General features: G+C 70.5%; 21 protein-coding genes and 1 riboswitch. Of the genes, 5 read left to right on the forward strand and 16 right to left on the reverse strand.

Going from position 1 to position 24,389, the window contains the following annotated elements; all coding sequences use genetic code 11:
- Positions 1 to 15 precede the first annotated feature (15 nt).
- Entirely contained in the window at positions 16 to 735 is a 720-nt protein-coding gene (locus tag ACTOWL_RS10205; RefSeq protein ID WP_441321112.1) for a ribonuclease activity regulator RraA, read from the forward strand.
- A gap of 31 nt (positions 736 to 766) precedes the next feature.
- Here the strand turns inward: ACTOWL_RS10205 and ACTOWL_RS10210 are convergent, their stop codons facing one another.
- Positions 767 to 1,702, reverse strand: a complete 936-nt coding sequence (locus ACTOWL_RS10210) for a 2-hydroxyacid dehydrogenase (RefSeq protein ID WP_441321113.1) — start codon at positions 1,700 to 1,702, stop codon at positions 767 to 769.
- Positions 1,703 to 1,937: 235 nt separating this feature from the next.
- On the opposite strand from ACTOWL_RS10210, the gene ACTOWL_RS10215 reads away from it, so the two are divergent.
- Entirely contained in the window at positions 1,938 to 3,482 is a 1,545-nt protein-coding gene (locus ACTOWL_RS10215) for a glycosyltransferase (RefSeq protein ID WP_441321114.1), read from the forward strand.
- A 40-nt stretch (positions 3,483 to 3,522) separates the two neighbouring features.
- Here the strand turns inward: ACTOWL_RS10215 and ACTOWL_RS10220 are convergent, their stop codons facing one another.
- Positions 3,523 to 4,002, reverse strand: a complete 480-nt coding sequence (locus tag ACTOWL_RS10220) for a GNAT family N-acetyltransferase (protein WP_441321115.1) — start codon at positions 4,000 to 4,002, stop codon at positions 3,523 to 3,525.
- Between the two features lie 84 nt (positions 4,003 to 4,086).
- On the opposite strand from ACTOWL_RS10220, the gene ACTOWL_RS10225 reads away from it, so the two are divergent.
- From ACTOWL_RS10225 to cbiB, 3 genes are read left to right on the forward strand one after another with little or no spacing between them, the layout of a single operon-like run.
- Positions 4,087 to 5,190, forward strand: a complete 1,104-nt coding sequence (locus ACTOWL_RS10225) for an SPFH domain-containing protein (RefSeq protein ID WP_441321116.1) — start codon at positions 4,087 to 4,089, stop codon at positions 5,188 to 5,190.
- 18 nt (positions 5,191 to 5,208) lie between these two features.
- A complete protein-coding gene (locus tag ACTOWL_RS10230; RefSeq protein WP_441321117.1) occupies positions 5,209 to 6,261 on the forward strand; it encodes a hypothetical protein in 1,053 nt (350 codons plus the stop codon).
- Between the two features lie 57 nt (positions 6,262 to 6,318).
- Positions 6,319 to 7,290 carry an adenosylcobinamide-phosphate synthase CbiB gene (cbiB, locus tag ACTOWL_RS10235; RefSeq protein ID WP_441321118.1) on the forward strand — a complete coding sequence of 324 codons (972 nt, stop codon included), beginning with the start codon at positions 6,319 to 6,321 and terminating at the stop codon, positions 7,288 to 7,290.
- A gap of 77 nt (positions 7,291 to 7,367) precedes the next feature.
- On the opposite strand, the gene ACTOWL_RS10240 is transcribed toward cbiB, so the two are convergent.
- The 14 genes from ACTOWL_RS10240 to ACTOWL_RS10305 form a co-directional block, all read right to left on the reverse strand.
- Positions 7,368 to 8,849 carry a cobyric acid synthase gene (locus ACTOWL_RS10240; RefSeq protein WP_441321119.1) on the reverse strand — a complete coding sequence of 494 codons (1,482 nt, stop codon included), beginning with the start codon at positions 8,847 to 8,849 and terminating at the stop codon, positions 7,368 to 7,370.
- Positions 8,849 to 9,475 (reverse strand): cob(I)yrinic acid a,c-diamide adenosyltransferase, encoded by a 627-nt coding sequence (gene cobO / locus ACTOWL_RS10245; protein WP_441321120.1) that lies wholly within the window; start codon positions 9,473 to 9,475, stop codon positions 8,849 to 8,851. The genes ACTOWL_RS10240 and cobO overlap by 1 nt, the downstream gene beginning before the upstream one ends.
- Complete coding sequence (cobN, locus tag ACTOWL_RS10250; RefSeq protein ID WP_441321121.1) at positions 9,472 to 13,209, reverse strand: cobaltochelatase subunit CobN; 3,738 nt, start codon at positions 13,207 to 13,209, stop codon at positions 9,472 to 9,474. Before cobN ends, cobO begins: the two co-directional genes overlap by 4 nt.
- Positions 13,209 to 14,237 (reverse strand): cobalamin biosynthesis protein CobW, encoded by a 1,029-nt coding sequence (cobW, locus tag ACTOWL_RS10255; RefSeq protein WP_441321122.1) that lies wholly within the window; start codon positions 14,235 to 14,237, stop codon positions 13,209 to 13,211. Before cobW ends, cobN begins: the two co-directional genes overlap by 1 nt.
- Before the next feature lie 9 nt (positions 14,238 to 14,246).
- Entirely contained in the window at positions 14,247 to 14,771 is a 525-nt protein-coding gene (gene cobU / locus ACTOWL_RS10260; RefSeq protein ID WP_441321123.1) for a bifunctional adenosylcobinamide kinase/adenosylcobinamide-phosphate guanylyltransferase, read from the reverse strand.
- A 119-nt stretch (positions 14,772 to 14,890) separates the two neighbouring features.
- Positions 14,891 to 15,101, reverse strand: a riboswitch (cobalamin riboswitch).
- Positions 15,102 to 15,142: 41 nt separating this feature from the next.
- Positions 15,143 to 16,312 carry an acyl-CoA desaturase gene (locus ACTOWL_RS10265; RefSeq protein ID WP_441321124.1) on the reverse strand — a complete coding sequence of 390 codons (1,170 nt, stop codon included), beginning with the start codon at positions 16,310 to 16,312 and terminating at the stop codon, positions 15,143 to 15,145.
- Between the two features lie 184 nt (positions 16,313 to 16,496).
- Positions 16,497 to 18,011, reverse strand: a complete 1,515-nt coding sequence (locus ACTOWL_RS10270; RefSeq protein ID WP_441321125.1) for an FAD-binding oxidoreductase — start codon at positions 18,009 to 18,011, stop codon at positions 16,497 to 16,499.
- A gap of 13 nt (positions 18,012 to 18,024) precedes the next feature.
- Complete coding sequence (glcF, locus tag ACTOWL_RS10275; protein ID WP_441321126.1) at positions 18,025 to 19,392, reverse strand: glycolate oxidase subunit GlcF; 1,368 nt, start codon at positions 19,390 to 19,392, stop codon at positions 18,025 to 18,027.
- Between the two features lie 65 nt (positions 19,393 to 19,457).
- Positions 19,458 to 20,486, reverse strand: coding sequence for an ABC transporter permease (locus tag ACTOWL_RS10280; RefSeq protein WP_441321127.1), 1,029 nt, complete (start codon positions 20,484 to 20,486; stop codon positions 19,458 to 19,460).
- Positions 20,487 to 20,503: 17 nt separating this feature from the next.
- Positions 20,504 to 22,000: a sugar ABC transporter ATP-binding protein gene (locus tag ACTOWL_RS10285; protein ID WP_441321128.1), complete on the reverse strand. Its 1,497-nt coding sequence runs from the start codon at positions 21,998 to 22,000 to the stop codon at positions 20,504 to 20,506.
- Positions 22,001 to 22,161: 161 nt separating this feature from the next.
- Entirely contained in the window at positions 22,162 to 23,187 is a 1,026-nt protein-coding gene (locus ACTOWL_RS10290; RefSeq protein ID WP_441321129.1) for a sugar ABC transporter substrate-binding protein, read from the reverse strand.
- 105 nt (positions 23,188 to 23,292) lie between these two features.
- Positions 23,293 to 23,598 carry a hypothetical protein gene (locus ACTOWL_RS10295; protein ID WP_441321130.1) on the reverse strand — a complete coding sequence of 102 codons (306 nt, stop codon included), beginning with the start codon at positions 23,596 to 23,598 and terminating at the stop codon, positions 23,293 to 23,295.
- Between the two features lie 32 nt (positions 23,599 to 23,630).
- Entirely contained in the window at positions 23,631 to 24,341 is a 711-nt protein-coding gene (locus ACTOWL_RS10300) for an ABC transporter ATP-binding protein (protein ID WP_441321131.1), read from the reverse strand.
- Positions 24,338 to 24,389 (reverse strand): hypothetical protein (locus ACTOWL_RS10305; protein ID WP_441321132.1); only part of this gene is annotated, 52 nt, incomplete at its 5' end. The genes ACTOWL_RS10305 and ACTOWL_RS10300, both read right to left, overlap by 4 nt.

Here is a 24,389-nt window from a genome sequence, read left to right on the forward strand (position 1 = left end):
AACGAGGATGATCGAATGACCGGATTGAAGCCCGAGACCCGGGACAAGTTGAAGACCGTCAGCACCGCCACCCTGACCACAGCCCTGTTCAAGCGCGGCCTGCGCAACCAGTTCATCCAGGACGTGCACCCGCTGAATCCAGCGGGCGCGCCGATGGTCGGCGAGGCGTTCACCCTGCGCTACATCCCGGCGCGCGAGGATCTGAACCCGCTCAGCGTGTTCCAGGACCGCGCCCACCCGCAGCGCAAGGCGGTCGAGGACTGCCCGCCCGGCGCCGTCTTCGTCATCGACAGCCGCAAGGACCCGCGCGCCGCCTCGGCCGGGTCGATCCTGGTGGCGCGGCTGATGAAGCGCGGCGTCGCCGGCGTGGTCACCGATGGCGGCTTCCGCGATTCACCGGAGATCGCGAAGCTCGACATCCCCGCCTACCACAACCGCCCGGCCGCACCGACCAACCTGACCCGCCACCAGGCGCTGGACATCAACGTGCCGATCGGCTGCGGCGACGCGCCGGTGTTCCCCGGCGACATCGTGGTCGGCGACGGCGAGGGCGTGGTGGTGATCCCCGCGAACATCGCCGACGAGATCGCCGACGAGGCGGTCGAGATGACCGCCTTCGAGGATTTCGTCACCGAGGAGGTGATGAAGGGCCGCTCGATCCTCGGCCTCTACCCGGCGACCGAGGAGCAGACCAAGCTCGACTTCGCCGCCTGGCGCAAGGCGAACGGGCGGTAGGCGGAACAGGGGGGCGAGATCGCCCCCTTCCTCACACCACCGAAGTCAGCAGCGGCTGGCCGGCAAAATGGGCCAGAATGTTGCGGACGACGAGGTCGGCCATGGCGTTGCGGGTCTCGACCGTGGCGCTGCCGACATGCGGCTGCAGCACCACGTTGTCGAGGCCGTACAGCGCCTCCGGCACCTTCGGCTCGTATTCGAACACGTCGAGCCCGGCGGCGCCCAGGCGGCCGTCGACCAGGGCCGAGACCAGCTCCGGCTCGTCCACCACCGTGCCGCGGGCGATGTTGACCAGGATGCCCTCGGGGCCCAGCGCCTCCATCACCGCCCGGTTGACGATGTGGTGGGTGGCGGCGCCGCCCGGGCAGCACAGCACCAGCACGTCGCTGTCGCGGGCCAGGGCCACCAGGTCGGGATAATAGGGAGAGTCGATCTCCGGCTTCGCCCGCGGCCCGTGCCAGGCGATCGACAGGCCGAACACCTTCGCCCGCTCCGCCACCGCCTGGCCGATCCGGCCCATGCCGACCACGCCGAGGCGCTTGCCGCGCAGGCTGCGGGCCAGCGGCAGGCCGCCCTGGGTCCATTTGCCGGCGCGGACGAAGCGGTCGCCGACGCAGAGCCGCCGCGCCGTCGCCAGCATCAGCAGCAGGCCGAGATCCGCGACCTCGTCGTCGAGCACGCCGGGGGTGTTGGTGACGCGGACGCCGCGCTTCTTGGCATGGACGGTGTCGACCTTGTCGTAGCCGACGCCGAAATTGCCGATGATCTCCAGCGCCGGGAACCGGTCCATGAGCTCCGCCGAAACGCCCGGGCCGGTGACGATGCCGCGGACCTCCGGCGCCACGCGCTTGATCAGCCCCTCGCGATCCTCGGCCTCCCACAGCCGGTGCACGGTGCAGTTCGCTTCCAGCTCGGCGAAGGGGCCCGGCATCAGGCCGGCCAGGGCGAGGACGACGGGTTTGGTCATGGCGGTTTCCTCTCGCGCCCCCGGGACGGCGGGCCGGTGCCCAGCCTATCGTACAAGTCCGACGATTCAAGGCCTTCCGACAGTCGTTTCCACCGGCCGCCCGATGGCTGCCATGCTGACGCCACGTTCCGCTGCGTTTGATGTCGCATGGGTGCCGATACGGTACTATGACGGAACAACGACATGAGTCGGCTGTTTTGAGTTCTGACTATACGCAAGAAAAGGCCGGGCCATCTTGACCCCCTTGGAGATCTTCGAATTCAGCGTCTACGGTCTACTGGCCATCGCGCTGACGCTATTGTGCCTCCTGTCATGCAATCTGCTCTGGCTCGCGATCACCTTCTGGCGGCATCAGTCACAGGGGCAGAGCCTGCCGAATCAGGGAACGGCCCCGACCCCGGACGCTGACCTGCCCAGGGTCCTGATCCAGATTCCGGTGTTCAACGAGCGGCATGTGGTGCGCCGCATCCTCGGCGCCGCCGCGGCCCTCGACTGGCCGCAGGACAAGCTGACGATCCAATTGCTCGACGACAGCATCGACGAGACCCGCGAGATCGCCGAGGCGGCGGTGCAGGAGCTGCGCGCCGCCGGCGTCGACGCCCACCGCCTTCACCGGGTCGACCGCATCGGCTTCAAGGCCGGGGCGCTGCATGCCGGGCTGGGCGTCACCGACCACCCCTATGTCGCGATCTTCGACGCCGACTTCATCCCGCGGCCGGACTTCCTGCGCCGCACCGTCGGCGTGCTGGAGAACGACAAGCGCCTGGCCTTCGTGCAGGGCCGCTGGGAGCATCTGAACGGCGACGAGAACCGCCTGACCCGCGCCCAGACGCTGATGCTGGACGCGCATTTCGGCATCGAGCAGCCGGCCCGCAGCATGACCGGCCTACCCCTGCCCTTCAACGGCACCTGCGGCATCTGGCGCCGCGCCGCGATCGAGGACGCCGGCGGCTGGAAGGCCGACACGCTGACCGAAGACCTCGACCTCAGCCTGCGCGCCCATCTCAAAGGCTGGCGCGCCCGCTACCTGTCCGACATCACCGTGCCGGGCGAGCTGCCGTCGAGCATCGCCGCCTGGCGGGTGCAGCAGTTCCGCTGGACCAAGGGCTTCGCCCAGGTCGCCTGCAAGCTGCTGCCGACGATCTGGCGCTCGGCCCTGCCGCGCAAGACCAAGGTCGTGGTCACCCTGCAGCTGCTGCAGTGCCTGTTCTACCCGCTCGGCGCGCTGGCGATGGTGAACACGCTGATGTTCCTGAGCATCGGCTTCGACCAGCCGGTGGCGCTGACCGTGCTGGGCGTGGTCTCGACCGTGCTCGGCATCTCCGGCACCGCCGCCTTCCTGATCTCCGGCCGCTGCGCCGTGCGGCGCGAGCGGCTGGGCCAGGCCGCGATGGACATGCTGGCCACCATGGCGCTGAACGCCGGCCTGTCGCTGTCGAACTCGGTGGGCGTGATCGAGGCCTTCCTCGGCCGGCGCAGCGGCTTCGTGCGCACGCCGAAGAAGGGCAGCTCGCGCCGCTCCGGCTACCGCAGCGGCGCCGGCAGCGGCATCCCCGAGACGGCGGCCGGCGTGGTGCTGCTCGGCATGGTGCTGACCGACCTGGCCTGGTACCTGCCGTTCCTGGTCGTCTCCGGCACCGGGCTCTTGATCATGGGCACCGCGCTTCTGGCCGAGCGCTACGACCTCAGGCTCGACCCGCGCGCCCTGCCCCGCACCATGCCGGGCGTGAAGCTGGCGCCGCCCGCGGCCCGGGCGCCGCAGCCGCACTCGCGCAGCTAACGTCGCGGCGGGCCGGGGCGCTCCGTCCCGGCCCAAGCGGTCACAGCCGCTTCTCCAGCACCATCTCGTAGGGATCGAAGCCGTGCTTGCGGTAGGCGCGGATGGCGCTGTCGTTGCTCGCCAGCACGCCGATCCGCATCCGGACTACGCCGGTGCCGCGCAGATGGGCCTCGATCGCCGCCAGCAGCCGCCCGGCGACGCCGTGCCCCCGCCAGGCCGGCGCCGTGTAGACGTCCGAGACGTAGCCGAAGCGGTTCGAATCCGCGGTCTCGGAGATCAGGTCGTCCTGTTGCACCCAGCCGGCGGCGAAGCCGGCGAGGTCGCCCTCGGCCGACACCGCCACCAGGACCAGCCCGCCGCGCTCCGCCGCATGGCCCTCGAGCCAGTCCAGATAGGGCCACGCGGTCTTGCTGCCCGGCAGGCGGGTGTCGTGCAGCGCCCGCTCGTACTCCTGCATGTCGACCAGCGCCGCCTGCAGCGCTGCGCGATCACCCGGCCCCGCCGGCCGCACCGTCACCATCCGTTCCGCCTCTTTTTCGTCCCAAGCTGATAGTATCGTCCGCCTGCGATCCGGCCCGTGGGGGGCCGGCGACGGAGATTGGCCATGGCCCTGTGGGACAAGATTGCCGGCGAATTCATCGACATCATCGAATGGACCGATGATACCCAGGACACCATCGTCTACCGCTTCGAGCGGCACAACAACGAGATCAAGTACAACGCCCAGCTGACGGTGCGCGAGAGCCAGGTCGCCGTCTTCGTCAACGAGGGCAAGGTGGCCGACGTCTTCCAGCCCGGCATGTATACGCTGGAGACCAAGAACCTGCCGATCCTGTCGACGCTGCAGGGCTGGAAATACGGCTTCGCGAGCCCGTTCAAGGCCGAGGTCTATTTCCTCAACACCAAGCGGTTCACCGACCTGAAATGGGGCACGATGAACCCGGTGATGCTGCGCGACCCGGAGTTCGGGCCGGTGCGGCTGCGCGCCTTCGGCACCTATGCCATCCGGGTCAAGGACCCGGCCGCCTTCATCCGCGAGATCGCCGGCACCGACGGCCGCTTCACCACCGACGAGATCACCGAGCAGCTGCGCAACCTGATCGTCACCAGCTTCGCCGGGGCGGTGGCGAAGTCGGGCATCCCCGTGCTCGACCTGTCGTCCAATTACGACAAGGTCGGCCAAGTCATCCGCGGCGCGATCCAGCCGGAGTTCGACGCCTACGGCCTGGAGATCGCGACGCTGCTGGTCGAGAACGTCTCGCTGCCCGAGGAGGTGGAGAAGGCGCTCGACCGCCGCAGCAGCATGGGCGTGGTCGGCGATCTCGGCCGCTACACCCAGTTTCAGACCGCCGAGGCGATCAAGGCCGCGGCCGAGAACCCGGGCGGGGCCGCCGGCATCGGCATCGGTATGGCGACGGCCGGGGGGCTCGCTTCCGCCATGGGTGGCGCGGTGCAGCAGGCCTCGGCTCCGGCCGCCGGCTCGGCGCCGCCGCCCTTGCCCGGGGCCGAGGCTTACCACGTCGCCATCGGCGGCAAGCAGTCCGGCCCGTTCCCGGCAGCCGAGCTGCAGGGGATGGTGCGCGACGGTCGCCTGACCCGCGACAGCCTGGTCTGGACCCAGGGCATGGCGAGCTGGAGCAAGGCCGGCGAGGTCGCTGGCCTGGCCGCGCTGTTCACCGACCTGCCGCCGCCGCTGCCGCAGGCCTGATTCCGGATCATGGCGGACATGGCCTTTGCCTGCGCGTCCTGCGGCGCGCAGCTCGAATACGCGCCCGGCACGCAGGTGCTGAAATGCCCCTATTGCGGGCATGAGAACCCGATCGCCGTCTCGCCCTGGTCGACCGTCGCCGAGATCGACTATGCGGCCGGGCTGGCGGATGCGGAGCAGCAGGCGCCGACCGAGACCGTGTCGGTCGTCTCCTGCAAGCGCTGCGCCGCCGAATTCCAGCTCGACCCGGCGATCCAGGCGTCGCGCTGCCCGTTCTGCGGCACGCCGATCGTGCTCGAACCGCGCGCCGTGACCCATCTGACGCCCGGCGCCCTGCTGCCCTTCGGCTTCGACGGCAAGGCGGCGCGGGCGAAATATGAGGCCTGGCTGTTAGGCCTGTGGTTCGCGCCGAACGACGTGAAGCGCCTGGCCAGGACCGATGCCGGCTTCATCGGCATGTATGTGCCGTACTGGACCTACGACGCCGCGACGCAGAGCGACTACACCGGCCAGCGCGGCATCACCATCGTGCGGACGGTCCGGGACGGCAACCAGACGCGCACGGTGACCGAGACGCGCTGGACGCCGTGCAGCGGCCGGGTCGCGCGCGACTTCGACGATGTCACGGTGGTGGCCAGCCGATCGCTGCCGGAAGGCTATCTGGACCGGCTGGAGCCATGGGATCTGGGGGCGCTGATTCCCTATGACGGGCGCTATCTGAGCGGCTTCGGCGCCCAGCACTATCAGGTCGGCCTGGCCGACGGCTTCGAGACGGCGAAGGCGAAGATGGAGTCGGTGATCCGCGGCGATGTCCGCAGCGACATCGGCGGCAACCAGCAGATGATCAACGCCCTGCAGACCGATTACGCCGGGGTGACCTTCAAGCACGTCCTGCTGCCGATCTGGCTGAACAGCTTCCGCTATGGCGGCAAGACCTACAGCTTCGTGATCAACGGCCGCACCGGCGAGGTGCAGGGCCAGCGGCCCTGGAGCTGGATCAAGATCGGCCTCGTCGCGCTGGCTGCGGTTGCCGTGGCGGTCCTGTTCGCGAGTCTTTACGGCAAGCAGTGACGGCCGTTCCGTCAGGCCGGGCTTGACCGCGGCGGCCGGGACGGCCAGAGCGTGGGCATGCTCGACATCTACCACCACCTCTGGATCCTGGCCGCGGCCCTGCTGCTCGACGCGCTGGTCGGCGACCCGCCCTGGCTGTGGCGGCGGCTGCCGCATCCGGTCGTTCTGGCCGGCCGGCTGATCGGCGGGCTGGACCGCCGCCTGAACCATGACGGCGACGCCCCGGCCCGGCGCCGGGCCGCCGGCATCGCCGCGACGCTGCTGCTGGTGCTGCTGGCCGGCGGCATCGGCTGGGTCCTCTCCGCCCTGCTGCGCGCCCTGCCCTTCGGCTGGCTGCTGGAGATCGTGATCGCTGCAATCTTCCTGGCCCAGCGCAGCCTGCACGACCATGTCGCCGCCGTGGCCGCTTCCTGCGAGCTGGAAGGGCTGGAGGGCGGGCGCCGCGCCGTGTCGATGATCGTCGGCCGCGACCCGCAGAGCCTGGACCTGGCCGGGGTGTGCCGCGCCGCGATCGAGAGCGACGCCGAGAACTATTCCGACGGCGTGTTCGCGCCGGCTTTCTGGTTCGCGCTGCTCGGCCTGCCCGGCATCCTGGTCTACAAGGCGGTCAACACCGCCGACAGCATGGTCGGCCACCGCACCGCCCGGCACGAGGCGTTCGGCTGGGCCTCGGCGCGGCTGGACGATCTTCTCAACCTGGTCCCGGCCCGGCTGTGCGGCGCCCTGCTGGCCCTGGCCGCGCCGTTCGGTGGCGGCCGCATCGGCGCGGCGTGGCGGGCGATGCTCGGCGACGCCCCGAAGCACCGCTCGCCCAATGCCGGCTGGCCGGAGGCGGCGATGGCCGGCGGCCTCGGCCTGGCTTTGGCCGGGCCGCGGCAGTACCACGGCACGGTGGTACCCGATTCCTGGATGGGCGATGGCGGCCGGGCGGAGGCGACGCCGCGCGACAACCGCCGGGCGCTCGCGGTCACCAGCGGCGCTGGGGTGATGCTGGTGTTGGTGACGGTCGCGATAGCACTGATTCTGTAGGTTGGGTTCGCGACGCGAACCCAACGTCCAACCGCGAGATCGGCATCGAAATGTTGGGTTCGCCTTGCGAACCCAACCTACGCGGCAAGCCCGGCGATCTTCGACAGCGCCGGCAGGTCGAGATGCCGCTCCAGATGGTCGGCCAGCCCGTCCAGCGTGGCGTCGACCGTGGCGTCATAGGCCAGGCCGGCCTGCGCGCGCGGCCCGAAGCCGGCCAGGAAGGCGGAGCGGAAACCGTCGGCGGCGAACAGGCCGTGGACATAGCAGCCGGCGATCCGGCCGTCCGGAGACACTGCGCCGTCCGGCCGACCGTCGAGATCGAGCAGCGGCCGGGCCAAAGCCGGGCCCTCGGTGCGGCCGACATGCATCTCGTAGCCGCGGATGGCGGTGCCGGTCGGCCGGTGCGTGCCGGCGACGGCGACCAGGCTCTTTTCCGGCGTCATCACCGTCTCGAGGTCGAGCAGGCCCAGCCCGTCGGCCGAGCCGGGCGCACTGTCGATGCCGTCCGGGTCGTGCAGCCGGCGGCCCAGCATCTGGAAGCCGGCGCACAGGCCCAGCACCCTTCCGCCGCGCCGGACATGGGCCATCAAGTCGATGTCCCAGCCCTGGGCGCGCAGGAAGGCGAGGTCGCCGATGGTCGATTTCGACCCCGGCAGCAGCACCAGGTCGGCGTCGCCCGGCAGCGCCTCGCCGGGCGGCACCATCCGCACCGCCACATCCGGCTCCAGCCGCAGCGGGTCGAGGTCGTCGAAATTGGCGATGCGCGACAGCACCGGCACGGCGACGGTGATCGCCCGGCCCCGCGGCGTCTCGATCTCGGCCAGGGCGTTGGCGTCCTCGGCCGGCAGCCGGGCGGCCTCGGGCCAATGCGGCACGATGCCGAGACCGCGCCAGCCGGTGCGCTCCGCGACGATGCGCATGCCGTCGGCGAACAGCGCCGCGTCGCCGCGGAAGCGGTTGACGATGAAGCCGCGGATCCTGGCGGCTTCCGCCGGCGCGATCACCGCATGGGTGCCGACCAGGCTGGCGATGACGCCGCCGCGATGGATGTCGGCGACCAGGACCACCGGCAGGTCCGCCGCCTCGGCGAAGCCCATATTCGCGATGTCGCCGGCCCGCAGGTTCACCTCGGCCGGGCTGCCGGCGCCCTCGACCAGCACCAGGTCGGCCTCGGCCGACAGGGACCGCCAGCTGTCCAGCACCGCCGCCAGCAGCTCGGGCTTCCGGGCGGCGTAGTCGCGGGCCTTCAGCGTGGCGATGCGGCGGCCCTGGACGATGACCTGGGCGCCGGTCTCGCTCTCCGGCTTCAGCAGCACCGGGTTCATGTGCACGGTCGGGTCGATGCCGCAGGCTCGCGCCTGCAGCGCCTGGGCCCGGCCGATCTCGCCGCCATCGGCCGTCACCGCGGCGTTGTTCGACATGTTCTGCGGCTTGAACGGCCGCACCCGCAGGCCGCGCCGGGCGAAGACCCGGCACAGCCCGGCGACGATCAGCGACTTGCCGACATCGGAGCCGGTGCCCTGGATCATCAGGGCGGGCGGACGCCCACCGGAGGACATCAGAACTCGATCCCGGCCTGCGCCTTCACGCCGTCGCGGAACGGGTGCTTGATCATCGTCATCTCGGTGACCAGGTCGGCGATCTCGATCAGCTCGTCCTTGGCGTTGCGGCCGGTGACGATGACATGCGTGTCCGCCGGCTTCTCGTCGCGCAGGAAGGCCACCACCTCCGCCACCGGCAGGTAGTCGTAGCGCAGCACGATGTTCAGCTCGTCCAGCAGCACCAGGCGGTAGGACGGGTCGCGGATCATCACCTTGGCGGCCTCCCAGGCGGCGTGGGCGGCGGCGATGTCGCGCTCGCGGTCCTGCGTCTCCCAGGTGAAGCCTTCGCCCATCGCGGCGATGGTCACGAGGTCCGGGAACCGCTCCAGCACATGGCGCTCGCCGGTGTCCCAGCTGCCCTTGACGAACTGGACCACGCCGGTGCGGAAGCCGTGGCCGATCGACCGAAGCACCATGCCGAAGGCGGCAGTCGACTTGCCCTTGCCCTTGCCGGTGTGGACGATCAGCAGGCCCTTCTCGATGGTCTTGCCGGCCAGCATCCGGTCGCGCACCGCCTTCTTCTTCGCCATCTTCTCGGCGTGGCGGGCGTTGATCTCGTCCTCGGTCATGCCGTCGGTGTTCATCGGCCGGGCTCCTTCGTCAGCACATCGAGCTCATGGTAGACGGCATTGGCGCGAGGCTGCCACAGGCCGCGATCCAGCGCCTCCTGCAGCCGCTCGGCGATCTCGCGCGCCGCCGCCGGGTTGGCCTGCTCCAGGAAGGCGCGCACCTCGGGGTCGCCGAGCATCGCGTCATAGACCAGGTCGAACTGGTGGTCGGCCACCGCGTCGGTGGTGGCGGCGAAGGCGAACAGGTAGTCGACCGTCGCCGCCATCTCGAAGGCGCCCTTATAGCCGTGGCGCATCACGCCGCGGATCCATTTCGGGTTGACCACCCGGGCGCGGACCACGCGGGCGATCTCCTCGCGCAGGGTCCGGATCACCGGCCGCTCGGGCCGCGAATGGTCGTTGTGCCAGACCGCCGGCCGGGCGCCGGACAAATGGTGGATCGCCGCCGCCAGCCCGCCCTCGAACTGGTAGTAGTCGTCGGAATCGAGCAGGTCGTGCTCGCGGTTGTCCTGGTTGTGGACCACCGCCTCGACGGTCTCCAGCCGGCGGGCGAACAGGTCGTGCGCCGCCGCGCCCTCGGCGCCGTCGCCATAGGCCCAGCCGCCCCATTCCAGATAGGCGCGGCCGAGATCGGCCTCGTCGCGCCACAGCCTCTCGTCGATCAGCGCCTGCAGACCGGCGCCATAGGCCCCGGGCTTGGAGCCGAACACCCGGAAGCCGGCACGGCGGCGCGCCTCGGCCTCGGGCATCCCGCCCTCGACCAACGCCGCGGTCTCGGCCCGGACGCGCGCGGCCAGCGGGTTCGCCGCCTCCGGCTCGTCCAGCGCGGCGACGGCGCGGACGGCGCTGTCGAACAGGTCGATCTGGCTGGGGAAGGCATCGCGGAAGAAGCCGGAGACGCGCAGGGTCACGTCGACCCTAGGCCGGCCCAGCACGCCCTCCGGCATCACGTCGAATCCGGTGACGCGGCGGGACGCCGGGTCCCAGCGCGGCTGCACGCCCAGCAGCGCCAGGGCCTGGGCGATGTCGTCGCCGCCGGTGCGCATGTTGCTGGTGCCCCAGGCGCTCAGCGCCATGGTGCGCGGCCAGTCGCCATGCTCCTGCCGGTGCCGCTCGACCAGCAGCGAGGCGGATTTCCAGCCGAGATGCCAGGCGGCCGGGGTCGGCACCGTGCGGCTGTCGACCGAGTAGAAGTTGCGGCCGGTCGGCAGCACGTCGAGCCGGCCGCGGGTTGGCGCGCCGGAAGATCCCGGCGCCACGAAGCGCCCGGCCAGGCCGCGCAGCAGCCCGTCGATCTCGGCGGCACCAGAGCGGTCGACGGACGGAGCAACGGCCGCCTCGATCTCCGCCAGAACGGCGGCGGTGGCGGCCCAGCCGGCATCCGGCTGGCGCGTGCCGCCGACCAGATCGTGGGCCAAGGCCTCCAGCCGCTCGACCGTGTCGCCATGGGTCCGCCAGCCCGTCTCCGGCCCCAGCACCGCCGGCCGCGGCCCAGCCCAGGCGTCGCCGAAGCGGCAGTCCAGCGGGTCGAAGCCGAGGCCCAGATCATTCGCCAAAGCGCGGATCAGCGAAGCGTCGCCGCCCTGCCCCGTCCCGCGCGGCACCCGGGTCAGCGCCACCAGCAGGTCGGTGCGCTGGTCGCCCTCGGGCGAGCGGCCGAAGATGTGCAGCCCGTCGCGGATCTGCATCTCCTTCAGCTCGCAGAGATGGTTGTCGATCTGCGCCAAGGCGGAGTCGGAATCGGCATCCGCCGCCACGCCGCAGTCGCGGTCCAGGCCGGTCGACCGGGCGAGGTCGAGGATGCGGTCGCGCAGATGGGCCAGCCGGCGCGGGTCCATGCCGGCGGCCTCGTAGTATTCGTCGACCAGCGCCTCCAGATCCTTCAGCGGGCCGTAGCTCTCGGCCCGGGTCAGCGGCGGCGTCAGGTGATCGATGATGACGGCGGCCGTGCGGCGCTTGGCCTGGGTACCCTCGCCCGGGTCGTTGACGATGAAGGGGTAGAGATGCGGGACAGGGCCGAAGGCGGCCTCCGGGAAGCAGTCCTGCGACATCGCCAGCGCCTTGCCCGGCAGCCATTCCAGGTTGCCGTGCTTGCCCATGTGCACGATCGCCTGCGCCCCGAAGCCCTGCCGCAGCCAGGCGTAGAAGGCCAGGTAACCGTGCGGCGGCACCAGCGCCGGGTCGTGATAGGTCGCCTGCGGGTCGATGTTGTAGCCGCGCGCCGGCTGCACGCCGATGACGACATGGCCGAAGCGATGCACCGCAAGGCGGAAGGCGTCGCCTTCGACGAAGGGATCAGCTTCGGGCGTGCCCCAGCGGGCCGTCACTGCGGTGCGAACGGCCCCAGGCAGGTCGTCGAAGAAGGCGCGGTAGTCGGCCAGGGGATAGGAGACGCCGCCGGAGCGGCCGGCCCGGCCCTCCAGCGCATTGGTCGGGCCGGCGGAGACCCGGGCCATCAGGGCGGTGGCATCGGCCGGGACGTCCTCGACCCGGTAGCCGGCGGCGGCCAGGGCGCGCAGCACCTCGACGGTTCCGGCCGGGGTGTCGAGGCCGACGCCGTTGCCGAGCCTGCCGTCGCGGTTCGGGTAGTTGGCCAGGACCAGCGCGACCTTGCGCCCGGCCGGAGGCGTGCGGCGCAGCCCGGCCCAGGCGGCGGCGAGGTTGGCGGTGAAATCGATCCGGTCGGGCACCGGGCGGTAGGACACCACGGTGCATTCGGTCAGGGGATCCCAGCGCGCCTCCGACTTGAAGGACACGGCGCGGGTCAGCACCCGTCCGTCGATCTCGGTCAGGGCGACATTCATCGCCAGATCCTGGGCCGACAGCCCGCGCGTGCCGTCGCGCCACGCCGCCTCGCCGCCGCCGGCGAACACCACCTGCAGGACGGGGCAGTCCGCCGCGTCGAAGGGCGTCGGCTGGGCCGGGCCGCCGGGGCTGGAGACGGCGAAGCTGGTTGCGTTCAGAATCACCGCCGGCGGGTGGCGGGCGAAGGCTTCCGCCACCAGCTCGGCCGAGACCGCGTCCTTGAGGCTGGAGACGAAGATCGGCAGCGGGTTCAGCCCGCGCTGCCGCAGCGCCGCCGCCAGCGCATCGACCGGCGCCAGGTTCCCGGCCTGCACCAGGGCGCGGTAGAAGACGAGGCCGATGACGGGGGCGCCGTCCTGCCAGCGCCCGGCGATCTCGGCATAGGACGGGTGCCGCAGGTCGGGCCAGTACAGGCCGGCGCGCAGCAGCGGCCGGGGCTCGGCCCAGGGCAGGTCGTGGCCGGCCAGGGTGGCGGCATAGGCCAGGAAGCTGCGGGCGTTCTCGATGCCGCCCTCGACCAGATACCGCCACAGCCGCCCCCTCGCCTCCGCCGGCAATGTCGAGAGGTCGTCGAGATCGGCATCCGGCTTGTCGTCACCCGGCAGCACGGCCAGCGCGATGCCCTCGCGCCGGCAGGCGGCGTGCACCTGCTCGATGCCATAGCGCCAATAGCCGGCCCCGCCCAGCAGGCGCACCACCACCAGCTTCGCCCGGCTGACCACATCGTCGACATAGGTGTCGACCGACAGGTTGTGGCCGAGCTGCAGCAGGTTGGCCAGGCGCAGTCGCGGAAACTCCTCGCCGAAGCCGGACCGTGCCGCCGACAGGCAGGCGAGCTCGGTGTCCGCCGCGGTCAGGACGACGATGTCGCCCGGGCTCTGGCCCAGATCGACCGCCTCCGACCCGTCGGCGATGCTGCCCGGCCTGGTGGCGAGGAGATGCATCAGGCCGCCAGCGCCGCGGTGATGGCGGCGCGGTCGAGGCCGCGCTCGCCGATCACCACCAGGGTGGTGCCGCGGGCCTCGTCGGTGCGCCAGGCGCGGTCGTAATAATGCTGGATGCGGCCGCCGACCGCCTGCACCACCAGCCGCATCGGCTTGCCCTCGACCGCAGCGAAGCCCTTCAGCCGCAGGATGTCGTGCGCCTCGATCACCGGCTTCAGCTTGCGCGCCAGGGCGTCCGGGTCGACCACCGTGCCGAGGTCGACATGGAAGCTCTCGAAATCATCGTGGTCGTGCTCCTCCTCCGCATCGTGATGCGAGGGACGCGCCGCCAGGTCGTCCTCGGCCGCGGCGCCGAGGCCCAGCAGCACCGCGGCGTCGATGGCGCCGTGCCGGGCCTTGACCACCTTCACCCCCGGCCGCAGCTGGGCGGCGAGATCGGTGGAGACGGCGGATAGCGAGTCGTCGTCCAGCAGGTCGGTCTTATTCAGGATCACCATGTCGGCGCAGGCCAGCTGGTCCTCGAACAGCTCCTCCAGCGGGCTGTCATGGTCCAGCGCCTCATCGGCGGCGCGCTGGGCCGCCAAGGCCTCCTCGTCCGGCGCGAAACGGCCCTCCGACATGGCGGCGCCGTCGATCACGGTGATGACGCCGTCGACCGTCACCCGGGTGCGGATCTCCGGCCAGCCGAAGGCCTTGACCAGGGGCTTGGGCAGGGCCAGGCCGCTGGTCTCGATCACGATGTGCTCCGGCGGCTCGGCGCGGTTCAGCAGCTTCTCGATGGTCGGGATGAAGTCGTCGGCCACGGTGCAGCAGATGCAGCCATTGGCCAGCTCCACCACATCCTCCTCGCGGCAGGTGGCGTCGCCGCAGCTGCGCAGCAGGTCGCCATCCACGCCGACATCGCCGAACTCGTTGATGATCAGGGCCAGCCGGCGGCCATTCGCGGTCTGCAGCAGGTGGCGGATCAGCGTGGTCTTGCCGGCGCCGAGGAAGCCGGTGATAACGGTGGCCGGAATCTTTGCGGGCATGGGGATCCTTCAGGCGGATTTCAGGGTCAGGGGAAGGCCGGCAGCGACGAAGACGACCTTGGGCACGGCGGCGGCCACGGCCTGGTGCAGGCGCCCGGCATGGTCGCGGAAGGCGCGGGCCAGGGCGTTGTCGGGGACGATGCCGAGCCCGACCTCGTTCGACACCAGCACCACCGGGCCCGGGGGCGCGGCGAGCCAGCGCACCAGCCGATCGGTCTCGGCGGCGATGTCGCGGTCGGCATGCATGAGATTGGACAGCCAGAGGGTCAGGCAGTCGACCAGCACGGCGCGGCCGGGGCCTGCCACCTGGCCAAGCGTCTCGACCAGATCCAGCGGCGCCTCGACCGTGCGCCAGCGCGAGCCGCGCTGCGCCTGGTGGCGGGAGATCCGCTCCACCATCTCGGCATCCCAGGCCTCGGCGGTGGCGAGGTAGACGCAGTCGCCGGGCTGGCTCTCGACCAGCGCCTCGGCATGGCGGCTCTTGCCCGACCGGGCGCCGCCCAGCACCAGCGTCGCCGCCGCCAGCTCAGCCATGGATTGGTCGATGCAACACGCCCTCGCCCTTCGCTCGGCCGGACAGGGCTTGGACGCCGGAGACGGTGCCCGCAGGCGCCGCGCATCCCGCGCCACCGGTTCACCCCGCCCGGCGGTTCGCACGCATCGCCTCGCCGGCAGGTCTCCTGGCTCGCGGGTCATCGCCTGCCTCCGCCTTCCCGGCCATCGGCCAGTGGCTGTCGGAGGTGGGCTCGCCGCCTACAGTTGCGGGGGCAGCCGCGGATCAGGCCTGAAAGGACAGACCGTCCCGCGTTCCCTTTTCACCCCTCTGGCGTCCGCCTTCGGGGAACCGGCTGCGCGATGGCGGCACAGTAGGCGGCGCGGGACGGGTGGTCAATCGATGGCGCGGCTCAGGCCGCGGCGAGGCGCCGGCCGACGGCTTCCAGGACCAGGCGATGGGCCCGCTCGACGATGTCCTCCATCGACCGGGACTTCGCGAACATCGCCGCCGCCCGCAACCGGACCTCGTCCCGCGTCGGGAAGCTCGGGAGATGCGCCTTGGCCAGCAGGTCCACGGTCTTGTGCTGCGCCGTCGCCAGGGCGTCACGGAGGTCGGCCAGGGTCGGCGCATGGGCGTGGGCCAGCGCCTCGTGCAGCGCCGCCGCGATCCGCTCCGTCGGGAAGCTCGCCGCCAGCTCGGCCGCCGCGCGCTCGATGATCTTGCTGCCGAGGCGCTGCTCGTTGCGCAGCACGGCCTCGGGCGGAGTTTTGAGGTTCCAGACCACGCCGCACCAGGACAGGACTTTCAGGATGTAGAAGGTCGGGTCGACCTCCCACCACCTGAAGCCCTGGCGCACACTGCTCTGATAGGCGTGGTGGTTGTTGTGCCAGCCCTCGCCCATGGTCATCAGGGCGAGCAGCCAGTTGTTGCGGGAATCGTCGCCGGTGACATAGCGCTTGCGGCCATGCACATGGGCCAGGGAATTGATGCAGAAGGTGCCGTGATAGACCAGCACCGTGCTCCAGACGAAGCCGACCACCAGCCCGGGCCAACCGCCGATCAGGAAGGTGATCGCCGCCAGGATGACGGCCGGGGTCAGCTCGTATTTGTGCAGCAGCATCAGCTCGGGATAGCGCGCGAAATCGGCGATCTTGCTCAGATCCGTGGTGCGGTGGCGGGTCGAGAAGATCCAGCCGAGATGGGCATAGACGAAGCCCCGGTGCCGGGGCGAATGCACGTCCTGCCCGGTGTCGGAATGGAGGTGGTGGTGCCGGTGCTTGGCGGCCCACCACAGCGTGCTCTTCTGCGCCGTGCTCTGCGACAGGAAGGCCAGGATGAACTGGAACACCCGGCCGGTGGAATAGGCGCGATGGGCGAAATAGCGGTGGTAGCCGGCCCCGATCGCGAAGATGCGCAGGAAATACAGGACCACGCAGATCACCAGGGATTGCCAGGTGACGCCGGTCCAGATCGCTGCGAAGCTGGCGAGATGGAGCAGGACGAACGGGCCCGCCTCCGGATACAGGATGTCCTCGTGGTCGTCCGTAGGCGCGGCCGGACCGGTCTGCGAGGTGGCCATGGGCTCCGTCATCTAATGGTGCATCGACCCCGACGAGGGGGCGTCGGGCGTCCCCTAGATAAGGATCGGCGCAGCGCCGTCAAGCGGACGTAGCGCCGCGCACCGTCCGCAGGCGCTGAGCGTAGACGGTGATCACCAGCGCCGCCAGCAGGATCAGCCGGTCAACCGGCGGACGGACCGCCCGTCAGCCGATCCCGTACCGCCCCGGCGCGATGACACCATTCGGATCGAGGGCCCGCTTCACACCGTTGCAGACATCGCGGTAGGCGGGCATGGCCTGCGCCATATGGAAGTCGTGATACTGGACCGGAGCCCGCCCGACAAAGACGCCACGCCCCGCCACCGCCTCGGACATTGCGCGGTAGCAGGCATCGGCGCGGGCGCACTCGCCGGCATCCTCGCGGTTGAAGGTCAGCACATGCAGCCCGCGGGCGAAGCGCGGCCCGCAGACATTCATCGCCATGTAGTCCATGCCATGGGCTTCGCAGATGCCGCGGCACAGCTGCTGGAACTCGTTGGCGACCTTGCCGTCCATCGGCGTGCCCGGTAGGAACCAAAGGTTGCCGCCGCCCGGCCGCCATTTCAGCAGGCCGAGCTCGCCCAGGCTCGGGATGCCAGAAAAGGCGTTGATGGCGACCTGCAGCGGCGGGATCGCGCCGGCATCGGCATGCTCGATGTAGCGGGCCTTGCCGCTGCGCCCGAAATGGTCGCGCACGCGCTGGACCATCGGCTCCAGCGCGGCCGCGCTGGGGCCGTAGAAGGCGCCGGACACGGTCCAGGCGCCGAGTCCATGCCGCTCGCGCAAGGCGCGGCGACCCTCGTCCGAGATCGACCGCTTGCCGCCGGACGCCTGGTATTCCGGGCTCTCGCCCTCCGAGCCGCAGAGGTAGAGGTCGTTCGCCACCCGGAACAGCGTCGGCACGAAATTCGACAGCTTCATCGGCCGGCACAGATCGACGACCTCCGCCAGGTCGTCATCCTCCGGGAAGGTGAAGTGGAACGACCGCACAGCGGGCGGGCGCGGCAGCAGCCAGACGCCCATGCGGGTGACGATGCCGTAGTTCGACTGCGCGAACAGGCCGTCGAGGATCGGCCCGAAGGAGTATTTCGAGACGTGCCAGTTGGCCAGGGTGTCGGCATCCAGCGCGCCGTCACCGGTGCGCAGGATCTCGCCGGTGCCGAGCACGATCTCGAGGCCGCAGGCGAAGCCGAAATGGTCGAAATACGGCGTGTAGCCGGCGCCCTTGTCGAGGGCGTTGCCGATCATGCCGCCCTGCGGCGGGCCGGAGGTGACGTCGAGCATCAGCCGGTCGCCGCGGCGGACCAGCTCGTCGTAAAGCGCCTGGTAGCTGACGCCGGGCTCGACCACGGCGAAGGCCAGCGTCTCGTCGATCTCGAGAATCCGGTTCATGCGGTGGCCGAGATCGACCACGACCTGGCCCGAGCGCGGCGCGGAGCGCGAGCCGAGGCCGATATTGTAGCCGGTGCTCACCGGATAGAGCGGCACGCCATGCGTGTTGGCCGCCCGCACGATCGCCTGCACCTCGGCGGTGGAGCGCGGAGTGACCACGCCCGCCGGCCGCACATCGCCGCCCGGCATGGTGTTCTCGCCGTAGCGGCGGATGGTCTCTTCGGACCGGTTGACGCCGTCGGCGCCCAGCACGCTGCCGATCTCGGAGAAGAATGCTTCGGAAGCCATGATCATCCCCCCTTCACCAGAATCCCGGATTGCCGGACGGCGCTCCACCCGGTGCGGCGGGCGTTGCGTCCGTCTCGACGGTTGCAACGACCGGAGCCGGCTCCCTCAGGGGTCGGCTCCGCACATCGCCCGGTTCGGGTCCGCCGGTCGCCCAGTCGAGCAGCTCGACCGTGTGAACCACAGGCACCGCGGAAAACCGGGCGATCTGCACGATGCAGCCGAGATTGCCGGCGGCGACGATGTCGGGGTCGACGCCCTCGACATGCGCCGCCTTGCGCCGGCCCAGCGCATCGGCGATGTCGGGCTGCAGCAGGTTGTAGGTGCCGGCGGAGCCGCAGCAGAAATGCTTCTCCGGCACGTCGAGCACGGCGAAGCCTGCCTGCCGCAGCAGTTGCCGCGGCGGCTCGGTCACCCGCTGCCCGTGCTGCAGCGAGCAGGCGTCGTGATAGGCCACACGGTACGGCTTCATCCCGCCGGTCGCCTGCAGGCCGAGCTGCGCCAGGATCTCGGTGACGTCGCGCGCCAGGGCGCCGATGCGCCGCGCCGGGTCCGTCCCGAGCAGATGGCCGTAATCCTTCACCGTGGTGCCGCAGCCGGAGGCGTTGACGACCACGGCGTCGAGGCCGCGGTCGAGCAGGCCGGACCAGGCGGCAACAGTCGCCGCCGCCAGCGACTTCGCCTGTACCTCGCGGCCCATATGCAGCGGCAGCGCGCCGCAGCAGCCGGCACCGGCCGCGACGACGACCTCGCAGCCATGCCGCTGCAGCACGCGGATCGTGGCGGCGTTGACCTCGCGGTCCAGGGCCTGCTGCGCGCAGCCGGCGAGCAGCGCCACGCGCAGCCGCCGCTCGCCCTGGGCGGGATAGGCCGCCGGCGCCAGCAGGCCCGGTCTCGCCGGCCGCGCCTTCGCCAAGGCCAGGAGCCCGCGCCGCCGCCCCGGCATCGCGCCGGCGAACGGCTGTGCCAGCGACGCCAGGCGCAGCGCGGCCAGGAACCGACCGGGATAGGGCAGCGTCCGCGCCAGCAGGCCGCGCAGCAGGCGGTCGGACCAGGGACGCCGGAAGGTCTTCTCGATATGGTTGCGGGCGATGTCGATCAGATGGGCGTAATCGACCTTCACCGCGCAGGTCGTCACGCAGGACAGGCACGACAGGCAGCGGTCGAGGTGATGCACGGTCTTCGCATCGGGAGGGCCGTCCCGTTCCAGCATCGCCCGGATCAGGTCGATGCGGCCGCGCGGCGAGTCGTTCTCGTCGCGGAACAGGACATAGGTGGGGCAGGTGGCGGTGCAGAAGCCGTAATGGACGCAGGTCTTCAGGATGCCGTCGGCTTCGGCGATGTCGGGCCGCGCCAGCTGGTCCCGGGTGAAGGCGGTCTGCAAGGTGGCCCCCTCCCCATCTCGCCGATCCCGAGTTGTGGCGCAGGATTGTGGCGAGACGCGGTCCGCTACGCCACCGGGTTCCGCACCGTTCTCAGGCGCTGGGCGTAGACGTTGATCACCAGCGCCGCCAGCAGGATCAGGCCGCGGATCAGGATCTTCAGGAAGCTGTCGATGTCGACGTGGTCTAGGCCGTTGTTCAGCACGCCCAGGATCAGCACGCCGATGATGGTGTTGCCGATGCCGCCGCGCCCGCCGAACAGGCTGGTGCCGCCGACCACCACCGCGGCGATGGCGTCGAGCAGGAAGGTATCGAACTCATTCTGCTGGGCGCTGCCGAAATAGGCGACGCCGAGCATGCCGGCGAGGCCCGAGCACACCGCCGAGATCACCAGCACCGCGCCGATGACGACCCGGACGTTGACGCCGGAGAACTCGGCGGCCTCGCGATTGCCGCCGACCATGTAGACGTAGCGGCCGAAGCGCGTATAGGTCAGCACCAGATGCGCGACCAGCAGCGTGATTCCGGCCACGATCACGATCCAGGGAACGCCGCCGATCGACCCCGAGCCCAGGGTGACGAGGATCGGCGGCACGGCATAGGCGATCTGGCCGCGCACCAGCATGGCGCAGATGCCGGCGCCGATCTGCATCATCGCCAGCGTCATGATGAAGGACGGGATGCCGATCCGGGTCACGCCGAAGGCGTTGATCAGGCCCAGCGCCGCGCAGCTGGCCAGCGCCACCAGGATCGCGGCCCAGCCCGGCAGCGGCACATTGGCGATGTTCACATAGGATTCCTGCACCGTCAGGAAGGCGACGACGATGCCGGCGGCATTGGCGATGGCGGCGACCGACAGGTCGATCTCGGCGCACAGGATGACGAAGGTCAGGCCGACGGCGATGATCGCGGTGACCGACACCTGGTTCAGGATGTTGCTGAAATTGTCGACCGTCAGGAAGGACGGGCTGGCGACGCCGAAGAACACCAGCAGGGCGATCAGCGTGATGAAGGGCGCGATGTTGCGCAACTGGCTGCCCAGCATGGCGCCGAGCCGGGCGCCGGCGCTGCGGGTCGGTTTGATCTGCGCGTCCATCTGGTTTCCGCCCCCTGTCACGCCGCCTCGAGCAGGCGGTCCTTGCTGACCGTGCCGTCGGCGAATTCACGGGCGATCTGGCCCTTGCGCATCACCAGGATGCGGTCGGCCAGCGCCAGCACCGTCTCCGGCTCGGCCGAGACCACCACGACGCCGATGCCCTGGTCGCGCAGGCCGCGGACGATGCCGACGACATCCTCCTTGGCGCCGACATCCATGCCGCGGGTCGGCTCGCTCAGGATCAGCACGCGCGGCGGGTAGGTCAGCCACTTGGCCAGCGCCACCTTCTGCTGGTTGCCGCCGGACAGGGCGCCGAGCTCGGCATCGACATGCGGGGTGCGGATGCGCAGCGTTTCGACATGCTTGCGGGCGATGCCGCGCTCGGATTCCGGCTTCAGCAGCCAGCGCGAGATCCGGTCGAGGATGGCGATCGAGACGTTCTTGTAGATCGGCTCGTGGTGGAACAGCATCGCCCGCCGGCTCTCGGGCACGAAGGCGATGCCGGCGCGGCGCGCTTTGGCGGTGCTGGACAGCCGCGCCGGGCGCCCGGCGACCGAGATCCGGCCGCTGTCGGACGGCAGCTTGCCGAACAGGGTGCGCGCCAGCTCGAGCTGGCCGCAGCCCATGAAGCCGTAGATGCCCAGCACCTCGCCGGCCCGTACCTCGAGCGAGATGTCGCGGTAGCGGCCGGCCAGCGACAGCCCGTCGACCGACAGCGCCACCGGATGGCCGGGTTTCGGGTCGAGCCGGAACTCGCCGGTATAGCTCTCCCCCAGCTCGTCATGGCCGCTGCCGATCATGCGATCGATCAGCATCGTCTTGCTCGTCTCGGCCGCCGCTCCGCTCATGACGCGCTGGCCGTTGCGGAACACCGTCACCGAATCGGAGATCCGCAGGATGTCGTCGAGGAAATGCGAGATGAAGACGAAGCTGCGGCCCTCGTCGCGCAGCCGCCGCAGCACCCCGAACAGCCGCTCGATCTCCGGCGGCGACAGGGCGGAGGTCGGCTCGTCCAGGATGATGATGCGGGCGCCGGAGAACAGCACCCGGGCGATCTCGATCAGCTGCTGCAGCCCGATCGGCAGCGCGCCGGCCGGGGTGCGCGGGTCGAGATCGATGCCGAGGCGGCGCAGCTGCTCCTCCGCCGCGCGCCGCATGCCGGCCCAGTCGACCAGGCCGAGCCGGGTCAGCGGCTGCGCGCCGAGGAACACGTTCTCGGCCACGCTGAGGTCCGGCACGATGCTCAGCTCCTGATGCACCATGCCGACGCCGGCCGCCAGCGCGTCGCGGGCCGAGCGGAACCGCACGTCATGGCCGTCGATCCGCATCCGGCCCTCATACCCGGAATGCACGCCGGCGATGATCTTCATCAGGGTCGACTTGCCGGCGCCGTTCTCGCCGACCAGGCCATGGATCTCGCCGGCCTTGAGCACGAAGTCGACATCCCGAAGGGCGCGGACGCCGCCGAACGCCTTCGAGATGCCGCTGAGCTCGAGCACAGGGGTCTGGGTCATCGTCCGGGTCTGTCTGCTTTCAGCCACCCGCCGTCATTGCGAGGAGGCGAAGCCGACGAAGCAATCCAGGGGCTGGATCGTGGGGCCTCTGGATTGCTTCGCTGCGCTCGCAATGACGGTACGGGGTACTTCGGAACCATCTGTCCTGCCGCGGGCCGCGATCAGATCAGGAAGTGATCCTGCATCCACTGCATCCCGGCCGCGTTCGCCTTGGTCACGACCGGACCGTCGGTGACCACGGATTTCGGGATGCCGCCCTCCCCGCTCTTCTCGCCGGCGGTCACGGCCGCGACCCCGGCGATCACCGCGCCGCCATGGATGCGGCAGGACGGGTTGCGCACCGTCGCGAACATGCGGCCTTCCGCCACCGCCTGGATCGCCGGCGGCATGGCGTCGACGCCGCCGATCAGGATGTCGGTCCGGTTGCGGGCCTTCATCACGTTGTAGGCGGCCAGCGCCATGTCGTCATTGTGGAAGAAGGCGGCGCTGATCTTCGGATACTTGGTCAGGTGGGTTTCCCAGATGCGCGCCGTCTTCGACACGTCCCAGTCGGCCGGGTCGGTGTTCAGCACCTCGATCTTCGGGAACTGCTTGACCACCGATTCGAAGCCGCGGGCCCGGCCCTGCGCCCCGGTGTGCCCGAGCGCGCCCTGGGTCATGATGATGGTGCCCTCGCCGCCGATGGCGTTGCACAGCGCCTGGGTCACGGCCCCGCCCATGAACTCGTTGTCCGGGGCCAGGAAGGAATGGACGTTGAGCTGGTCCAGCGGCGCGATCAGCGTGTCCATGTCGATCACCGGGGTGCCGGCGTCGATCATCTTCTGCACCGGCTGGGTCAGGGTGCCGATGCCGAAGGCCTGGATCGCCACGAAATCCCACTTCTGGGAGGCCATGTTGTCGATCGCGGTGCGCTGTTTCGGCGCCGCCAGCTCGCCGTCGAACCAGGTGATCTCGACGTTGAACAGCTTGCCCCAGTATTCCGCCGCCTGCTTGCCCTGGGCGCACCAGGTGGCCTGCAGCCCGGCGTTGGAAAAGGCGGCCTTCAGCGGCTTTTCGGACCGGCCGGCAGCTTCCGCCGCCTGGGCCGCCATCTTGAAATCCAGCCCGCCGAGCGCGGCTGCCGCGCCGGCCGTGGCCGCAGCGGCCATGATGAAATCACGCCGGCTGCGATGCTCGCGATCGCCCATGAACGTCCTCCCAAAATCGTGCTGTCGAAACACAGTCACCAGGGGCTTCTTCCGAGCCCCGGCGAAACTCTGGCAGCGGTCGGGAGGCGACGCAACGGCTATTTGTCAGACAGATGGAGCCCGCACCTTGCTCTGCCCGACGCGGGCCGCGAGGACGGAGAAGGCCGGCGCCGGCTCCTCGGCCGCGGCCCGGTTGGCCATGCGGAGATAGCGCAGCGGGAAGCAGATCGCCTCGACATTGGCGGCGCTGACCTCGGCCGGGCGCCGGACATCGGCAACCAGGCCGGCCTCCGCCTTCGCCAGCGCCTGGTCGATCTCGTCCAGGCTGAGCAGCCCCTTGTCGCGCAGCGCCGTCATCAGCCCGGTCAGGGCGGCGTAGACACCTTCGAGTTGGAGATTGGCGGTGTTCATCTGGCACTCCGGGCTGGACGACGATGCCCCGATCATAGCGCGAGATAGCGCTCCCGTATGCCCTCGGCTGTGGCGAGCTCGGCGCTGCTGCCGCTCCACGCCACCCGCCCCTTCTCGATCACGGCGTGGCGCTGGGCCAGGCGCAGCAGGGCGTCGAGCGTCTTGTCGACGATCAGGATCGACTGGCCCTCGCCCTTCAGCCGGTCGAGGCAGCTCCAGATCTCGGCCCGGATCAAGGGCGCCAGCCCCTCGGTCGCCTCGTCCAGCACCAAGAGCTTCGGGTTGGTCATCAGCGCCCGGCCGATCGCCAGCATCTGCTGCTCGCCGCCGGAGAGCTGGCTGCCGCGGTGCCGCCGCCGCTCCGCCAGCCGCGGAAAGACGGCGTAGACCCGGTCGAGATTCCAGGGCGCAGCGCGGCCGAACCGGTCCGCGGCGGTGGCGACCAGGTTTTCCTCGACCGTCAGGGTCGGGAAGATCTGCCGGCCCTCCGGCACCAGCCCGATGCCGGCCTGGGCGATGCGGTAGGGCGGCAGGCCGGTGATGTCGGACCCGTCGAAGCGGATGCGACCGGCGCCGGGGCGCAGCAGGCCCAGCAGGCTGCGGATGGTCGTGGTCTTGCCCATGCCGTTGCGGCCGAGCAGGGTCGCGATCTCCCCCGCCGCCACGGTCAGGGAGACGCCGAACAGCACCTGGGCGCCGCCATAGCCGGCCTCCAGCCCCTCGATCTCCAGGAGCGCGGTCACGCCGCCTCCTCGCCGAGATAGGCGGCGCGGACCTCCGGGCTGGCCCGG

Source organism: Inquilinus sp. CA228 (assembly GCF_052078665.1).
In the GTDB taxonomy this organism is placed as follows: domain Bacteria; phylum Pseudomonadota; class Alphaproteobacteria; order DSM-16000; family Inquilinaceae; genus Inquilinus.

Excerpts from the sequence above, each read along its gene's own strand:
- ACTOWL_RS10240 (WP_441321119.1), bottom strand. The coding sequence starts at position 8,849 with ATGTCCTCCGGTGGGCGTCCGCCCGCCCTGATGATCCAGGGCACCGGC.
- cobW (WP_441321122.1), bottom strand. The coding sequence starts at position 14,237 with ATGCCCGCAAAGATTCCGGCCACCGTTATCACCGGCTTCCTCGGCGCC.
- ACTOWL_RS10220 (WP_441321115.1), bottom strand. The coding sequence starts at position 4,002 with ATGGTGACGGTGCGGCCGGCGGGGCCGGGTGATCGCGCAGCGCTGCAG.
- ACTOWL_RS10290 (WP_441321129.1), bottom strand. The coding sequence starts at position 23,187 with ATGGGCGATCGCGAGCATCGCAGCCGGCGTGATTTCATCATGGCCGCT.
- cobN (WP_441321121.1), bottom strand. The coding sequence starts at position 13,209 with ATGCATCTCCTCGCCACCAGGCCGGGCAGCATCGCCGACGGGTCGGAG.
- ACTOWL_RS10280 (WP_441321127.1), bottom strand. The coding sequence starts at position 20,486 with ATGGACGCGCAGATCAAACCGACCCGCAGCGCCGGCGCCCGGCTCGGC.
- ACTOWL_RS10265 (WP_441321124.1), bottom strand. The coding sequence starts at position 16,312 with ATGGCCACCTCGCAGACCGGTCCGGCCGCGCCTACGGACGACCACGAG.
- ACTOWL_RS10285 (WP_441321128.1), bottom strand. The coding sequence starts at position 22,000 with ATGACCCAGACCCCTGTGCTCGAGCTCAGCGGCATCTCGAAGGCGTTC.
- ACTOWL_RS10270 (WP_441321125.1), bottom strand. The coding sequence starts at position 18,011 with ATGGCTTCCGAAGCATTCTTCTCCGAGATCGGCAGCGTGCTGGGCGCC.
- ACTOWL_RS10225 (WP_441321116.1), top strand. The coding sequence starts at position 4,087 with ATGGCCCTGTGGGACAAGATTGCCGGCGAATTCATCGACATCATCGAA.
- cobO (WP_441321120.1), bottom strand. The coding sequence starts at position 9,475 with ATGAACACCGACGGCATGACCGAGGACGAGATCAACGCCCGCCACGCC.
- ACTOWL_RS10295 (WP_441321130.1), bottom strand. The coding sequence starts at position 23,598 with ATGAACACCGCCAATCTCCAACTCGAAGGTGTCTACGCCGCCCTGACC.
- ACTOWL_RS10205 (WP_441321112.1), top strand. The coding sequence starts at position 16 with ATGACCGGATTGAAGCCCGAGACCCGGGACAAGTTGAAGACCGTCAGC.
- cobU (WP_441321123.1), bottom strand. The coding sequence starts at position 14,771 with ATGGCTGAGCTGGCGGCGGCGACGCTGGTGCTGGGCGGCGCCCGGTCG.
- ACTOWL_RS10230 (WP_441321117.1), top strand. The coding sequence starts at position 5,209 with ATGGCCTTTGCCTGCGCGTCCTGCGGCGCGCAGCTCGAATACGCGCCC.
- cbiB (WP_441321118.1), top strand. The coding sequence starts at position 6,319 with ATGCTCGACATCTACCACCACCTCTGGATCCTGGCCGCGGCCCTGCTG.
- ACTOWL_RS10210 (WP_441321113.1), bottom strand. The coding sequence starts at position 1,702 with ATGACCAAACCCGTCGTCCTCGCCCTGGCCGGCCTGATGCCGGGCCCC.